This is a genomic window from Pseudomonas sp. B21-031 (assembly GCF_024748985.1).
Taxonomy (GTDB): Bacteria; Pseudomonadota; Gammaproteobacteria; order Pseudomonadales; family Pseudomonadaceae; genus Aquipseudomonas; species Aquipseudomonas kermanshahensis.
In genome coordinates this window covers 194539-208901 of sequence record NZ_CP087181.1, presented here as the reverse complement: position 1 = coordinate 208901, position 14363 = coordinate 194539, and the positions used below count along the sequence as shown (strand labels likewise).

The 14363-nt window shown below is 63.4% G+C and carries 15 protein-coding genes; 5 read left to right on the top strand and 10 right to left on the bottom strand.

Features of this window, described 5'->3' with window-relative positions; all coding sequences use genetic code 11:
• Positions 1 to 35 precede the first annotated feature (35 nt).
• Positions 36 to 518, top strand: a complete 483-nt coding sequence (locus tag LOY53_RS00910) for a TIGR02444 family protein (RefSeq protein ID WP_258703485.1) — start codon at positions 36 to 38, stop codon at positions 516 to 518.
• Here the strand turns inward: LOY53_RS00910 and LOY53_RS00905 are convergent.
• Complete coding sequence (locus tag LOY53_RS00905; protein ID WP_258703484.1) at positions 467 to 1576, bottom strand: AlgP family protein; 1110 nt, start codon at positions 1574 to 1576, stop codon at positions 467 to 469. The two genes, LOY53_RS00910 and LOY53_RS00905, sit on opposite strands and share 52 nt — an antisense overlap.
• 228 nt (positions 1577 to 1804) lie before the next feature.
• On the opposite strand from LOY53_RS00905, the gene LOY53_RS00900 reads away from it, so the two are divergent.
• Positions 1805 to 2455, top strand: a complete 651-nt coding sequence (locus tag LOY53_RS00900) for an FKBP-type peptidyl-prolyl cis-trans isomerase (protein ID WP_252826385.1) — start codon at positions 1805 to 1807, stop codon at positions 2453 to 2455.
• Between the two features lie 8 nt (positions 2456 to 2463).
• Here LOY53_RS00900 and rsd read toward each other — a convergent pair whose 3' ends face one another.
• From rsd to LOY53_RS00865, 7 genes are all read right to left on the bottom strand, one after another.
• Positions 2464 to 2934, bottom strand: a complete 471-nt coding sequence (gene rsd, locus LOY53_RS00895) for a sigma D regulator (RefSeq protein ID WP_099452597.1) — start codon at positions 2932 to 2934, stop codon at positions 2464 to 2466.
• Between the two features lie 231 nt (positions 2935 to 3165).
• Positions 3166 to 3672, bottom strand: a complete 507-nt coding sequence (locus LOY53_RS00890) for a disulfide bond formation protein B (RefSeq protein WP_252826384.1) — start codon at positions 3670 to 3672, stop codon at positions 3166 to 3168.
• Between the two features lie 244 nt (positions 3673 to 3916).
• Positions 3917 to 5155 (bottom strand): heme biosynthesis protein HemY, encoded by a 1239-nt coding sequence (locus LOY53_RS00885; RefSeq protein ID WP_238212772.1) that lies wholly within the window; start codon positions 5153 to 5155, stop codon positions 3917 to 3919.
• Positions 5152 to 6252 carry a uroporphyrinogen-III C-methyltransferase gene (locus LOY53_RS00880; RefSeq protein ID WP_097151363.1) on the bottom strand — a complete coding sequence of 367 codons (1101 nt, stop codon included), beginning with the start codon at positions 6250 to 6252 and terminating at the stop codon, positions 5152 to 5154. The genes LOY53_RS00885 and LOY53_RS00880 overlap by 4 nt, the downstream gene beginning before the upstream one ends.
• Positions 6253 to 6297: 45 nt before the next feature.
• A complete protein-coding gene (locus LOY53_RS00875) occupies positions 6298 to 7065 on the bottom strand; it encodes a uroporphyrinogen-III synthase (protein WP_258703483.1) in 768 nt (255 codons plus the stop codon).
• Complete coding sequence (gene hemC / locus LOY53_RS00870) at positions 7062 to 8003, bottom strand: hydroxymethylbilane synthase (RefSeq protein ID WP_252826382.1); 942 nt, start codon at positions 8001 to 8003, stop codon at positions 7062 to 7064. The genes LOY53_RS00875 and hemC overlap by 4 nt, the downstream gene beginning before the upstream one ends.
• Positions 8004 to 8128: 125 nt before the next feature.
• Positions 8129 to 8872, bottom strand: coding sequence for a LytTR family DNA-binding domain-containing protein (locus tag LOY53_RS00865; protein ID WP_027595125.1), 744 nt, complete (start codon positions 8870 to 8872; stop codon positions 8129 to 8131).
• A gap of 309 nt (positions 8873 to 9181) precedes the next feature.
• Between LOY53_RS00865 and argH the strand changes: the two genes are divergently transcribed.
• Complete coding sequence (gene argH, locus LOY53_RS00860) at positions 9182 to 10576, top strand: argininosuccinate lyase (RefSeq protein ID WP_258703482.1); 1395 nt, start codon at positions 9182 to 9184, stop codon at positions 10574 to 10576.
• 123 nt (positions 10577 to 10699) lie between these two features.
• Here the strand turns inward: argH and LOY53_RS00855 are convergent, their stop codons facing one another.
• On the bottom strand, positions 10700 to 11362 hold the full coding sequence (locus tag LOY53_RS00855) for a glutathione S-transferase (RefSeq protein WP_252826381.1): 663 nt from the start codon (positions 11360 to 11362) through the stop codon (positions 10700 to 10702).
• Positions 11363 to 11509: 147 nt separating this feature from the next.
• Between LOY53_RS00855 and LOY53_RS00850 the strand changes: the two genes are divergently transcribed.
• Together LOY53_RS00850 and LOY53_RS00845 are read left to right on the top strand one after the other, a co-directional pair.
• On the top strand, positions 11510 to 11809 hold the full coding sequence (locus LOY53_RS00850) for a hypothetical protein (RefSeq protein WP_027595122.1): 300 nt from the start codon (positions 11510 to 11512) through the stop codon (positions 11807 to 11809).
• A 69-nt stretch (positions 11810 to 11878) separates the two neighbouring features.
• Positions 11879 to 12124: a TIGR02647 family protein gene (locus LOY53_RS00845; protein ID WP_186681804.1), complete on the top strand. Its 246-nt coding sequence runs from the start codon at positions 11879 to 11881 to the stop codon at positions 12122 to 12124.
• A 27-nt stretch (positions 12125 to 12151) separates the two neighbouring features.
• Here the strand turns inward: LOY53_RS00845 and LOY53_RS00840 are convergent, their stop codons facing one another.
• Entirely contained in the window at positions 12152 to 14095 is a 1944-nt protein-coding gene (locus tag LOY53_RS00840) for a cytochrome c/FTR1 family iron permease (protein WP_258703481.1), read from the bottom strand.
• Between the last annotated feature and the right edge of the window lie 268 nt (positions 14096 to 14363).

Below are 14363 nucleotides of genomic sequence, written 5' to 3'. Positions count from 1 at the left end.
TACCAGCTTCCTCGGCCCGTAGCGTGAGTGGAATCATGTGCACCGACCTGTGGAATCACGCCCTGGCCTTGTATGCCAGGGCCGGCGTGGAAAAGGCCTGCCTTGACGTGCAAGCGTTGGGCGGTGACGTTTGCCTGTTGCTCTGTGGCACCTGGCTGCAAGCACGCGGCGTGGCCGCGACAGGTGAGCGCGCACAAGCCCTGCGCGACATTGCCGAGCCTTGGCAGCGTGAGGTGGTGACGCCATTGCGTAACCTGCGCCAGCAATGGCGCACAGCAGCGCACAACGATGCGCAATTGGCAGCGTTGCGTGAGCAAGTAAAAGGGCTGGAATTGCAGGCCGAGAAGGCGTTGCTGGAACGCCTGCAGGCGTGTTCGCAACAGTGGCCCGCGGGCTCGCACGAGCCCACGGACGACTGGCTGGCCCGGCTAGCGCCGGACCAGGCTCGAGACCACCGCGCGCTGCATCAATTGCGCGTCGCGGCGGCAGCGCTTGAGGATGCCGAAGACGGCGCCTGAGCCGGGGTGCTGGCGGGTGCCGACGGTGCTGCGGCCGGGCTAGCCGAGTTGGTCGCGGCGGCAGGCGCGCTGGTGGCAGCCGTGGCGGGCTTGGTTTCGGCTGGCTTGCTCGCGGCAGGTTTGGCAGCAGCGGGTTTTGCAGCAGCTTTCACCGCCGGTTTTGCAGCCGGTTTGGCGGCAGCACGTGCGGGTGCTTTAGCGGCAGCTGCGGGCTTCGCAGCAGGCTTGGCAGCAGGTTTTGCAGCTGCCGCTTTGGCTGGGGCTTTGGCCGCTGCAGGTTTGGCTGCTGGTTTAGCAGCGGCGGCCTTGGCTGGCGCCTTGGCAGCTGCTGGCTTGGCTGCGGGTTTTGCAGCTGCAGCCTTGGCCGGTGCTTTGGCAGCGACGGCTTTAGCGGCTGGCTTGGCCGCAGGTTTGGCGGCGGCAGTTTTGGCGGGTGCCTTGGCGGCAGCGGCTTTTGCTGGCGCTTTGGCCGGCGCTTTGGCGGCAGCGGCTTTGGCGGCTGGCTTGGCGGCTGGCTTGGCGGCAGCGGCTCTGGCCGGTGCTTTGGCTGCAGGTGCTTTGGCAGCAGGTTTGGCGGCAGTGGCGCGCGCTGCTGGTTTGCTGGCGGCCTTAGCCGGTGCTTTGGCGGCAGCCGGTTTTGCAGCCTTGGCAGCGACGGCACGTTGGTCCAGTGCCTTGCTGGCGGCTTCACGCACCTTGCCCACACCCTGGGCCAGCTTCAGGCTGTCCTGGGCATCACGCTTGAGCTGTTGGATGTAGGTACGGGTTTGGGTCTGGCGGTCCTTGAGCGAGTCGAGCAACCCTTCAAGTTCACCGATCGCTTTTTGTGCCTTGGTCTGCGCCTTGGCTTTACCTGCCTTGGCCGCGTCCTGCAGTTTCAGGCGACCGTTGTGCAGTTTCTCTTGTGCCTTGCCACGTTGCTTTTCCAACTTGGCCAGCAGTTTTTCCGCATCAGCCAGCGCTTGCGAGCAGGCATCTTCCAAATGTTCGAGCAGGCTGCCCGAAAGTTGCTGGAGCAGGTGCAACGGCGTACTTACTGGCTTCTTTTTGGCCGACATGGTTTACCTCCTGGCTGACGAGATTGCGGCTCATACTATGCTTCTGCTGCTACCGCCGCTAGGGCATGTTGACAGTAATATTTACGCCGCGTTGCATGCCTGGGCAAAGTTGTTATCTTGCAGCTCCGTGAAAGTGTAGTTGCTGAATTAAGCGTTGCTCATATTTGGCAGATACAGGCCAACCCCGATGTTGGCTGCCACGGCCCGCTCATTGCGCAGGAACTGTCCATGCCGCGTTTTCTTGTTTTAGGTTTGTGCCTGGTGGCGCCCTTTGCCCTGGCCAATGCAGACGACCACGACCTGGCCTACAGCCTGGGTGCCAGCCTGGGCGAGCGGCTGCGCGAAGAGATGCCGGGGCTGCAACTGGACGCCCTGGTCGAAGGCCTGCGCCAGTCTTATCAAGGGCAACCGCTCAAGCTCGACAAGGCACGTATGCAGGCTGTGCTGCAGCAGCACGAAGCGCAGGCCGACAACACCGCCGAGCAGGCTCAGGCAGAAAAACTCAAGGCGGTGGAAACACGCTTCATGGCCAACGAGCGGGCACGTGCTGGTGTGCATGAACTGCCCGAAGGCGTGCTTTACAGCGAACTGCAAAGCGGCGCCGGCGCCCAGCCGAAAGCGGGTGGCAAGGTGCAGGTACGCTACGTGGGCAGGTTGCCGGATGGCTCGGTCTTCGACCAAAACCAACAGCCGCAGTGGTTCAGCCTGGATTCGGTGATCGAAGGGTGGCGGGTGGCGTTGCCTCGGATGCATGCAGGCGCGAAATGGCGCCTGGTGATTCCGTCGGCGCAAGCCTACGGTGCCGAGGGCGCGGGTGACCTGATCGCGCCCTATACCCCCTTGGTATTCGAGATCGAACTGCTGGCGGTTGGCGACTGACGCCCGCCTCAGGCTTCGACCGCGCCCTCTTCCTTGTGCGCGTTGTGCAGCACCTCGATCAGGCAATCCTCCAGCTCGAAGCGCTCGTGCAGCAGGCCGCCCAGCTTGGCCAGTTTTTCGGCGAAGCGCTCGGGGTCTGTGCATTCGCCCTTCTCGCAATGGTCATTGAATGCCAGTGCGATCTGGGTGCTGTCATCGATGCGTGGGTTGATCTGCGTGGCCAGTTCAAGGCCACGGGTATCGCCGAAGGCTTTGGCCTCACTGACCAGCTGTTCGCTGACTTCGAAATGCCAAGCCGAAACATAGTCGACCAGCACCGCGCAAAAATCGCGGTTCTTGTCCTTGTCGGCGAAGGCTGGCTTGGCGTCGCGTAACGCGCGGAAAGCCTGCACCAGTTCCTGGCGCTCCTCCAGCCAACGGTCGATCAGCTTATGAACCCCACCCCAGCGTTCCTGGGCGTTCTGACAACTATCGAGCATGGCGATCTCTTCCCTTCTGGGTAGATGCCGCTGCACCTCGCACTACGACCGCGCAGCACAAAGGTGACATCAGCAGGACGGCATCGAGCAGTTGTATTTTCGGTATGCGTGCTGGGAGATTATTCCCGCGCGTGCTGACCATCAAGGTACGCAGCAGACAAAGTTCATACAAGTGTTTAATACCCCGTTACAACACCATTGGTCGCGATAGCGTTCCAGGCTTGCGCCAAGTCAATCGCCCGCCAGGGTGCGGAAACGATACGCCAGCAGGCGGCTCAGGGGCAGCGCGCCCAGTAGCAGGAATGCCAGCAGGCTCCATTCAGGCAGTGTCAGGTCAACAAAGCTCCAGGTCAGCGCGTTGCAATCCGGGCCACCCAGTAGCAATTGCCGCGCAGCTTCACGCCAGGATTGATCGAACACATCCCAGATCGGTGCCGGGCACAGGTGAACTGCCCCGCCCGCCCCTTGCAGCCAGACATGCCGTGCCGCCAACAGCGCCCCCGCCGCCGCGCTGGCCAGCAGTGCTTGTGAGTAACGACGAATACCCGACCTGCCAGGTGCCTGCAGCACTGCGCCCAGGCAAAGCAGCCCATACAGGCCCAGGAACAAACGTTGGCTGAAGCACAACGGGCACGGCACTAGCCCCAGGGCACTTTCCAGGTGAAATGACCCGGCCAGCACGGCCAACGCGGCAAGGCAGGCAGGAAAGAAAAAAGTGCGTAAACGGGCCGGCAGCATGGGCGATGGAGGTCCCGGGGAATGAAGTGGCTTGAAACGGTAGAGGAAATAACCGCTGTGTTTCAAGGCACTACAGGGACGACAAGTCGCTGAATAGCAAAGGAAGTTTCCTGCCAAGCAGTAGGAAACGTCTTAAGAAATGGACTGCAGAACTAACTTATATCGCCGGGAAAGTTACCCGCCCCCTTAGCCCGCACGCTGGCGCGAACTAAGGGGTTACCCAGGTAAAGCGCTTAGGTGTAACTCAGGCGCGCACTGCTTCTGGCAACGGCAGCGCCAGCAAGCGCTCATCCAGCAAGCCGAGGCCTTCCTGGAACAGTTGGTTGCTGCGCTCGGTCTCGCCAAGCCCGGCGAGCAAGCGGGCCAGTTCGGCACAGGTTTCCGGGTTGCGCTCCATCTGCAAGCTGCTTTCCAGATAGTCCCGCGCCTTGCCCCACAGGCGGTTCTGCAAGCTCAGGCGGCCGAGGGTCAGCAGCAGGCTCGGGTCCTGTGGATGCGCCTTCAGCCAGCCTTCGGCTGTCTGCAACTGGCGCGCCGGGTCATCACCGCGCACCAGGCCATACAAGCGGGCCAAGTGGCTTTCGTACTCGCGCTTGAGGGCGGTGCGCAGCACTTGCTCGGCTTCGCCCTGGGCGCCGACCTGGCGCAGTTGCTCGGCGTAGGCCAGCACCAGCTGCGGCTCCTGTCGCTGGGCGGCAGTCAGTTGCTGCCAGGCACGTTCCAGGGCCTGACGCGCACTTTGCGCATCCTCGCCGCGGGTTGTCGCCAGGCTCAGGTTCTGGCCCCACGCACGCTTTTCAAGCTCGGCGAGCTCAGCCGCTGGCAGCACCTTGCCCTTGCGCAGGTCAGGCAGCAGGCGAATCAGCGCCGACCAATCGCCACGTTCCAGGTACAGGCGCTGCAGCAGGCGCAGCACCTGGGTGTTATGCGGGTGCCGCGCCTGCATCGCCAACAGGGTTTCTAGCGCACCGTCCGTGTCGCCACGGTCCATCTGCAACTGGGCATGGGTCAGGGCAATGGCCAGTTCCGCCTGCGGCTGACGCTCCAGGGCGCGCTCAAGCAGGTTGTCGCTGTCTTCCTTGCGGCCTTGCTCGTTGGCAGCGCGGGCGGCGCCGAGGTAGTACAGCAAGGGCTGGCGCTCGGCTTCGGCGGCGCGGTGCAGGTGGCGCTGGGCACTGGCCCAACGGCCCTCGGCGAGGTCCAACTGGCCTTGCTCGATGGAAAGACGGATGCGGCGGCTGCGGTTACGACGCGACCACGGGTTGACCACGCCGCTGGAGGTCAGCACCAAGCCAACCAGGTAGCGCAGCAACCCGAGCAAGGCGATCACGGCAACCAGCCCCGCCAGCGCCGCCCACAAGCCGGACTGATAGCGGAAGCTGCCATAGGAGATCAAGACGTAGCCGCTGTGCTTTGCCACCGCAATGCCCAGCGCGGCGGCGATGACGATTGCCAATACGGCCAGCAGGTAGACCCGCTTCATGGCTTGCCCCCTTCACCCTCGGCCGGCAGGTGGCGGCGCTGGATGTAGGCTTGCACCGAGGCCAGGCTCTCGCTCAGGTCAGGGGTGACCACAGACACCGGTTGCTCGGCCAAGGCGTTGAGGCTGTCGAGCATGGCCTTGCTTTGTGGGTTGTCGGCGTTGAAGTTGGCCAGCAGTACGCTGCGCGCATCATCCAGTGCCTGGGTGTAGACCTTGGCCTCGCCATTAAGCGCGGCCCACTGGGCTTGCTCGATGGTCAGGCTCAGGGCCAGGCGTAGCTGGTTCAACGACTGCCCGGCCAGCAGCGGCCGCACATTGTCATCGGCGTTGAAGTCGATCTGGAAATACTTCGAGATTTCGGCCCACCACTGCGACCAGCGACTGGCGCCATCGCCGTCGGAGGTCAGCGCACCGAGCGCATCGGCATTGCTCTCGAATTCAGGCGACTGGGCGCTGAGTTGCTGCACCAGCTCGCGCTGTGCAGCCAGTTTGAGGAACAGGCCCGTGCGGTCTGGCTGCTGCGTGCTGTTGAGGGTTGCCAGGCTGCGCGCCAACTGCTCGCGGGCGGCGAAGGCACCGGGGTCGCTCTGCTCGCGAAGGATTTCGTCGGCGCCTTCGACCAGGGCCTTGGCACTGGTAATGTCCTGCAGCGCCGAGAGGCGCAGGGTGGCCAGGCGCAGCAAATGCTCGGCCTCTGCCAGGCGCCATTCCTTGCGGCTCTCGCCCAGCACGGTTTCCAGACGCTGGCTAAGGCGTTGCTGATCGCCTTGCAGCTGCGAAACCAGGCGGCGACGGTCTTCCAGCTCGCTGGCGGCAGGCAAGCTGGCCAGCTGCGCGCTGATCTGCTGTTCACGCTGTTGCAGCGCTTCGGCGCGCTGGTTCAGGGCTTCAAGGTGCTGCCCTTGGTTGAATTCGCTGCCTTGCAGTTGCCGCACCTGCCAGACACCCCAGCCACCTATTGCGACCCCGGCCGCACCCAGCAGCAGCGCCAGCGCTGCCAGACCGGTGCCGGAGCGCTTGGCGGGTGTGGCGGTGACGGGATCCGCCGGCGTCTGGGCCGACGGCTGATCGTTATTGGACAAGACAGTTTCGCTCACGTATCCATCCTTTGCATGGGGGCGCTAGGCGTTCAGCTTAGCGCCTTAAGAGGCAGGTGCAGCGCTGCGCTGCACAGCTGCCAGCAAGGCCGTGGCACTGGCGCCACGGCAATCCACAACCTGTTGGGCCCCGGCGGCCCTGGCCTGCTCGGCAACCCGCGGGCTCGGCACGAACAGCGGCAGACGCGCCACCTGCGGCCAATCGGCGCCGGCCATCTGCTGCAAATGTTCAAAACCCTGCCCACTGCTGACCACCAGGCCATTGAGGCGTTCCGCTTCGATGCGATGCATCAGCGTGCCCGCCGGGTACTCCGGCAGGCAGCGACGATACAGTTCCAGATAATCGACACTAGCACCTTGCTCTGCAAGACGCTCTGCCAGCAGTTCGCGACCTCCCACGCCACGGACGATAAGGACGCGTGGTGTAGGAAGCGCGATAGCCTCGCGCAGGGCCGGCAGTGCGAGCAAGGCCTCGCTGTCGTCACCTTGCGTAGGGAAAGTCACCTGAAGACCGGCGGACTGCAGCACTGCGGCCGTTGCTTCACCGACGGTGAACCAGCCGGTTGCCGGAGGCTGCAGCCCGGCGTGCGCGAGCTGCTCAAGCAGCAACCTGGCGGCCGGTTTGCTGACCACAATCACGGCCTGGTAGTGCCCCAACCCGGCAAGCCGCTGACGCGCCACGTCGCCCAATCGCACAGGCTCGATCGCCAACAAAGGCAGGCAGTTGCTGGCCACGCCGGCGGCTGCCAGGCTCTGCGCCAGTGCCACGCAGTCCTCTTCAGGCCGGGTCAGCAACAGGCGCCAAGGGCTCACGGGTGCCCGGCCTCGCCATAGACTTCTTTGAGGATGGCCTCGGCGCCTTGGCTGAGCAGGTCTTCGGCAACCTGCACGCCCAACACTTCAGCCGACGCGCGCGGCGCCCGGGCTTCGGCCACCAGCAAGGTGCCCCCGCTCGGCTGGCCGACCAGGCCGCGCAGCCACAATTGGTCGCCTTCAAGCACTGCATAGCAGGCAATCGGCACCTGGCAGCCGCCATTAAGACGCTTGTTCAGAGCCCGTTCGGCCACCACCCGGTCAGCGGTGTCGAGATGGTGCAACGGCGCCAGCAGTGCATGGATTTCGCTGTCGGCACTGCGGCATTCGATACCCACCGCGCCTTGGCCGCCCGCAGGCAGGCTGTCATCGACGCTGATGCTGGCGGTGATGCGGTCTTCGAAACCGAGGCGGATCAAGCCGGCGGCGGCAAGGATGATCGCGTCATACTCGCCAGCGTCGAGCTTGGCCAGGCGGGTATTGACGTTGCCACGCAGGAAGCGGATTTCGAGGTCTGGTCGACGCGCCAGCAACTGGGCCTGGCGGCGCAGGCTGGAGGTGCCGACGATGCTGCCGGCGGGCAAGGCTTCGAGGCTTTCAAAACGATTGGAAACGAACGCGTCGCGCGGGTCTTCCCGCTCGCAGATGCAATACAGGCCCAGGCCTTCAGGGAAGTCCATGGGCACGTCTTTCATCGAGTGCACGGCGATGTCGGCTTCGTTGTCCAGCAGGGCGGTTTCCAGTTCCTTGACGAACAGGCCCTTGCCGCCGATTTTCGCCAGCGGCGCATCCAGCAGCTTGTCACCGCGGCTGACCATGGGCACCAGGGTCACGATCAGGCCAGGGTGCGCCAGCTCGAGGCGGGCTTTGACGTATTCGGCCTGCCACAGGGCCAAGGCACTTTTACGGGTGGCAATGCGGATTTCGCGAGTGGACATGGAACGCCCCGATGCAGAGAAATGCTGCCGATGATAACAGCTCCGGCGGCATCACCAGCAGATGCGGGTCAATGGCTATGTTCGTCCCGTGCGCGGCCGTGGGCAGCGGCCGCGCAAAGACGTGGTCAGAGCGTCTGCATCATCTTGCGCACGCCAGCCACATGGCGACGGCTGACGGTCAGGGCATCGCCGTCCAGGCCTTTGAGAAACAGCTGAAAATGCCCAAGCGGGGTGCGCTGCAGGCGTTCGATACGCTCGCGGGCCACCAGCGCGTTGCGGTGGATACGCACGAAGCGTTCGCCAAATTCGTCTTCCAGGGCCTTGAGGGGCTCATCGAGCAACACCTCACCGCCCTCGTGGCGCAAGGTCACGTATTTGTGGTCAGCGATGAAATAGATAACCTGGGGCAAGGGAATCAGCTCGATGCCCTTTCGCGTTCGCGCACTGATATGGCTGCGCGGGCCGCCGCCTTCATTGGCCGGCCGGGTGAGCGCCGCCAACTGGGCGCGGTTGGGCTTCTCGGCCTTGCGCAGCGCATCGCGCAACGCCTGAGGCTGGAAGGGTTTGGTCACATGGCTGAGGGTGCTGTCCTTGAAAGCCTCTGTGCCGTATTCATCGTCGCCGGTGCAAAACACCACCGAGGGCGGCGCTTCGCGCTCGCATAGGCGAGCAGCGACCTGAAGGCCATCCAGGCCAGGCATGCCGATGTCCAGCAGGACCACATCGGGCTTTAGGCTTTCGATCAGCGCCAGGGCCTCCTCGCCGTTGGTGGCGCTTGGCTCCAGCACGGTATAACCCTCTAGTTCGCCGAGTAGCCTACTGAGGCGTTCACGGCCTTGGGGTTCGTCATCAACGATCAGGACATTCATAATTGCGCTGGATTCCTGAATGAGTCTCGCACAGGTGTAGCGTAGACAAGTGTGGTTCGAGCGACACTGCGTGTCACGCTCTAGACCGGTGCAATGGCCAAAGATTCACTCGGCCGGCAGATTCACTGCCAGTCCTCTGTCCAACTGTAGACGGTCCGTGGAACACTGCCGTTCAATCCTGCAAATCCTTGCTTGCTCGTTTGCCTGCCCATTTGGCGTCATTTCTCTCGACCGGCGTCCTGCGGCAGCCAGCCCAACCCTGCTATTATCGGCGCCACTTTTTCGTTCACGCCTGCAATGAGTGAATCCATGAGCACCGACAAGACCAATCAGTCCTGGGGCGGCCGCTTCAGTGAGCCCGTCGACGCCTTCGTCGCCCGTTTCACCGCTTCGGTCGATTTCGACAAGCGCCTGTACCGCCACGACATCATGGGTTCGATCGCCCACGCCACCATGTTGGCGCAGGTCGGCGTGCTCAGCGATGCCGAGCGCGACACCATCATCGATGGCCTGAAGACCATCCAGGGCGAGATCGAGGCCGGCAACTTCGACTGGCGCGTCGACCTTGAAGACGTGCACATGAACATCGAGGCACGCCTGACCGATCGCATCGGCATCACCGGTAAAAAGCTGCACACCGGCCGCAGCCGCAACGACCAGGTCGCCACCGACATCCGCCTGTGGCTGCGCGACGAGATCGACCTGATCCTGGCCGAAATCACCCGCCTGCAACAGGGCCTGCTGGAGCAGGCAGAGCGTGAAGCCGAAACCATCATGCCCGGCTTCACCCACCTGCAAACCGCCCAGCCGGTCACCTTCGGCCACCACTTGCTGGCCTGGTTCGAAATGCTCAGCCGCGACTACGAGCGCCTGGTCGACTGCCGCAAGCGCACCAACCGCATGGTCCTGGGCAGCGCCGCGCTGGCCGGCACTACCTACCCGATCGACCGCGAGCTCACCTGCAAGCTGCTGGGCTTCGAGGACGTATCGGGCAACTCGCTGGACGGCGTTTCGGACCGTGACTTCGCCATCGAATTCTGCGCTGCCGCGAGCCTGGCGATGATGCACCTGTCGCGCTTCTCCGAAGAGCTGGTGCTGTGGACCAGCGCCCAGTTCCAGTTCATCGACCTGCCTGATCGCTTCTGCACCGGCAGCTCGATCATGCCGCAGAAAAAGAACCCAGACGTGCCGGAGCTGGTACGTGGCAAGAGCGGCCGCGTGTTCGGCGCCCTGATGGGCCTGCTGACCCTGATGAAAGGCCAACCGCTGGCCTACAACAAGGACAACCAGGAAGACAAGGAACCGCTGTTCGACGCCGCCGATACCCTGCGCGACTCGCTGCGTGCCTTTGCCGACATGATCCCGGCCATCAAGCCCAAGCACGCGATCATGCGTGAAGCGGCCCTGCGCGGGTTCTCCACCGCCACTGACCTGGCTGACTACCTGGTACGCCGTGGCCTGCCGTTCCGTGACTGCCACGAAATCGTCGGCCACGCGGTGAAGTATGGCGTGGACACTGGCAAGGACCTGGCCGAGATGAGCCTGGACGAACTGCGTCAGTTTAGCGACCAGATCGAGCAGGACGTGTTCGCTGTGCTGACCCTGGAAGGGTCGGTGAATGCCCGTGACCACATTGGTGGTACCGCACCGGCGCAGGTGCGTGCGGCCGTGGTGCGCGGTCAGGCGCTGCTGGCTTCGCGCTAACTGCTTGTTGTAGGAGCAGCCTTGTGCTGCGAAGAGGCCGGTGCAAACACCATGGATCTAAGGCGTTTGCACCGGCCTCTTCGCAGCACAAGGCTGCTCCTACAGGTTCAGCGCTAGCTACAGTTAGCGCTTGCCGCTACGAATCATCTCCATGAAGGCCGGCATCGCCGCGTCCTTGTCTGCCAGGATCCGCGCCATGTGCGGGTTCTCGCGCATTTTCTCCAGCAATGCCTTGGCCTCGGGGAAGTCCGCGAGGAAGTCGAGGTTCAGCACCTTCTTGCCCACCGCGTTGGCCAGGTCGACCGAGAAGCAGAACATCAGGTCGGCAATCGTCAGCTGCTCACCCGCCACATAGGGTGCGAAGCGCCCATTGCGCTTGAGCGTGGCGAAACCCGCCAGCAGGTCGGCACGGGCGCGTTCCTTGATCAACGGCTCCACCGCCATGCCAAAGAAGGACTCGGCATAGCAGGTACGCGCCGGCAGCTCGATGTACAGCTCGATTTCCTTCAGCAGCTCACGCACCTTGGCCTGCTCGAACGGGTCGGTTGGCAGTAGTGCCTTGCCGCCTTGGGTCTGCTCGATGTAGTCGAGGATCACACTGGTTTCGCTGATAAAGCCGTGCTCGGTTTCCAGCACCGGTACCTTGCCCCGCGGGCTGACTTCCAGTGCCTTGGGCGCCTGGCCGCCGTAGAAGGTGACCTCCTCGAAAGGCAGGCCTTTTTCCAGCAGCGCCAGCTTGACCATGTTGTAGTAGTTGCTGACCGAGAATCCGTGAAGCTTGAGCATGGGGTAACAGCCTCCAGGCCGTATGGGGATGGCCCGGCTTTTATAGCCCCTGCGCCAGCGTCTGACCAGCGTCATGCACCCGGTCGATGACCGGACATTGCCAGCACAGGCGTGGCAAACTGTATGCCCCATCACAGGAGTACCGCCATGAGCGAGCCCACCGACATCGACAATGACGACGAAGCCTTCGCCGAGGCAACGCTGACCCAGGCCATCGAGAACCAGATCGAAAGCGGCGAGCCGCCGGCCGCCAAAGCCACCTTCAACAAGCTCACTCTGGTCGGCTACGCGCGCGAGGACATCCTCAACCTGATGGCCCATGTGTTGGCCTTCGAGATCGACAACATGCTGGTGGAAGACCGCGCCTTCAATAGCGAGTGGTATGAAAACGCCCTGCGCGCCCTGCCCGAGCTGCCACCTGAGATGGATCAAGGCGACGACGAATAACCCGACTACACTCGAAGGTCAGGCACCGATGACGGTGCCGCCATCCTCGTCTGGAAGTCAGGAGTCGCCATGTCCTTTACCCCCGATCTGATCGCCGAACTGGAAGTCCTCGCGCTGTTCAAGCACGACAGCAGCCAGGAAGGCATCAAGATAAACAGCCACGCCTCCCCTGCCCTGATCGCGGCCGCTCAGCGCCTGTACGATAAAGGGCTGACCGATCAACCCGATGGCGGCTACCTGACCAGCCTGGGTCATGACGCCGTCGACAGTGTTCAACTGCTGCAGAACATTCTCAAGGCGCCACAACCGGCCTGATCGAACAGGTATACCAGGAGGGCGGCCTTAGCTGGCCGCCGCCCTGCGCTTCTCGGCCAACCGCGAGCGCCCGTACAGGAACACGATGGCCAGCAATGCCACCGCCTGAGCTGCCAGCGAGTAGGCATCGGCATGAATGCCCAGCCAGTCGAACTCGAAGAACGCCACCGGCCGCGTGCCCAGCACCCCGGCCTCTTGCAGTGCCTTGACGCCGTGCCCGGCGAACACCACCGACAGCGCGCACAACAGCGCCGCGTTGATGCTGAAGAACAGCGACAGCGGCAGCTTGGCCGAGCCACGCAAAATCACCCACGCCAACCCCACCAGCAGCACCAGCGCCGTCGCGCCCCCTGCCAGCACCGCCTGATGCCCGGCTGGCCCCGCCTGCAGCCACAGGGTTTCGTAGAACAGGATCACTTCGAACAGCTCGCGGTACACCGAGAAGAACGCCAGCACGGCAAAGCCGAAGCGCCCGCCGCCACTGACCAGGCTGCTCTTGATGTAGTCCTGCCAGGCTGCAGCGTGGCGGCGGTCGTGCATCCATACCCCCAACCACAGCACCATGACCGCAGCAAACAGCGCCGTGCAGCCTTCCAGCAGCTCGCGCTGGGCACCGCCCACGTCGATCACATAAGCCGCCAGGGCCCAGGTGGCAAAGCCGGCTACCAGCGCCAGGCCCCAGCCGATATTGACGCTGCGCACAGCCGACTGTTGGCCGGTGTTGCGCAGGAAGGCGAGGACCGCTGCCAGCACCAGAATCGCTTCAAGGCCTTCGCGCAGCAGAATCAACAGCCCGGAAATGAAGCTCAGCGACCAGCTCAGGCCATCGCTGCCCAGCAGTTTGGCGGCCTGGCCGAGCTTGGCCTTGGCTTCGGCCAGGCGCTGCTCAGCCTGGGCCACCGGCAAACCATCCTGAAGCGACTGGCGGTAAGCCATGAGGGATTTTTCGGTGTCTTTGCGCGCTTGGGTATCAATGTTGTCCAGCGAGCTTTCCACCAGTTCGAACCCTTCCAGGTACGCGGCCACCGACAGGTCATACGCCTGGTCGTGATCGCCTTCGCGGTAGGCGGCCAGGCTTTTATCCAGGGTGCTGGCGGTGTACTCGAGCAACTGCGCCGGGCCGCGTTTGGCCTGCGGCGGCTGGGCACGCTGGGCACGGAACGCGTCCAGCGCACCGACGCCTTCGTTGGCCGCGACTTCGGCCGGGGTTTGGCGGGCAAGGTCGGCCAGGTTCCAGACCTTGTCACCTTTGGCGGCTTCAGGCTGGGCGGTGAAGCTTGCCACATAGGCAGCGACGTCCCAGCGCTGACGCTCATCGAGCTGATCGGCGAACGATGGCATCTCGGTGCCTTCGATGCCCAGGCCAAGGGTGTTGTACAGGTCGAACAGGCTCAACTGGTCAAGCCGCTCCACGCTGCGCAGGTTAGCGGGCGGCGGCTCCAGGCCGACACCGGCCGGGCCATCGCCGGCGCCGGTATCGCCATGACAGATCGAGCAGTTCTGCGCATACAGCGAAGCCCCGCGGGCCGGGTCCGGGGTGATCACCGGGGCCTGGCTAACCTCGTAGGCCACCGCCAGGCGCGCGCCCAACTGGCGGGCCTGACGGGCAACGGCGGCGCCTTCATGACGCCGTTCAATGGCCTGGCGCAAACCCTCTACACCCTGCTCCAGTGCCGTTTGCTCAGCATGCGCCGGCAAACCTTTGACCAGGTCGGCCAGTAACGCAGTGAATTCCTGTTGCTCGCGGTATTCTCCCTCGTCGATCACCTTGCCGTCGCGCACGGTCGGCGGGTAGTCGGCACCGATGTAATCGAGCAGGTGCAAGGCCTTGGCGGCCTCGGCGGGGGCTTCGGCCAGCACCGCGGTGCTGCACAGCGCCAGCACTGGGCCAAGCAGTAAAGCAGGCAGCCAGGCAAGCAGACGGGAACGGGTTTTCATGGCCAGTCTCGGAGGGAATGCGAAAGAGAACATTGTTCACTTCCACTCTATTTCTCTCAAGGGTCGCGGACGGATTTCATGAAAAATCTTGTGACAAATCGAGAGGGGCGCAGCAACGGCACTTACAATTTTTGCCTATGATTCTGAAAAAAATGATCAAGGTCTCTTCAATTGAAAATTTTCCAAGCATGCTGAAAATAAAATGGCGAACTTGGACCCGGTGAAGGGATATTGAAATGGAACGGCGCGTGGGATAGTTCGCCTGATAGCGAGAGCTGAAGCACTTGGTATCAGATTCGGA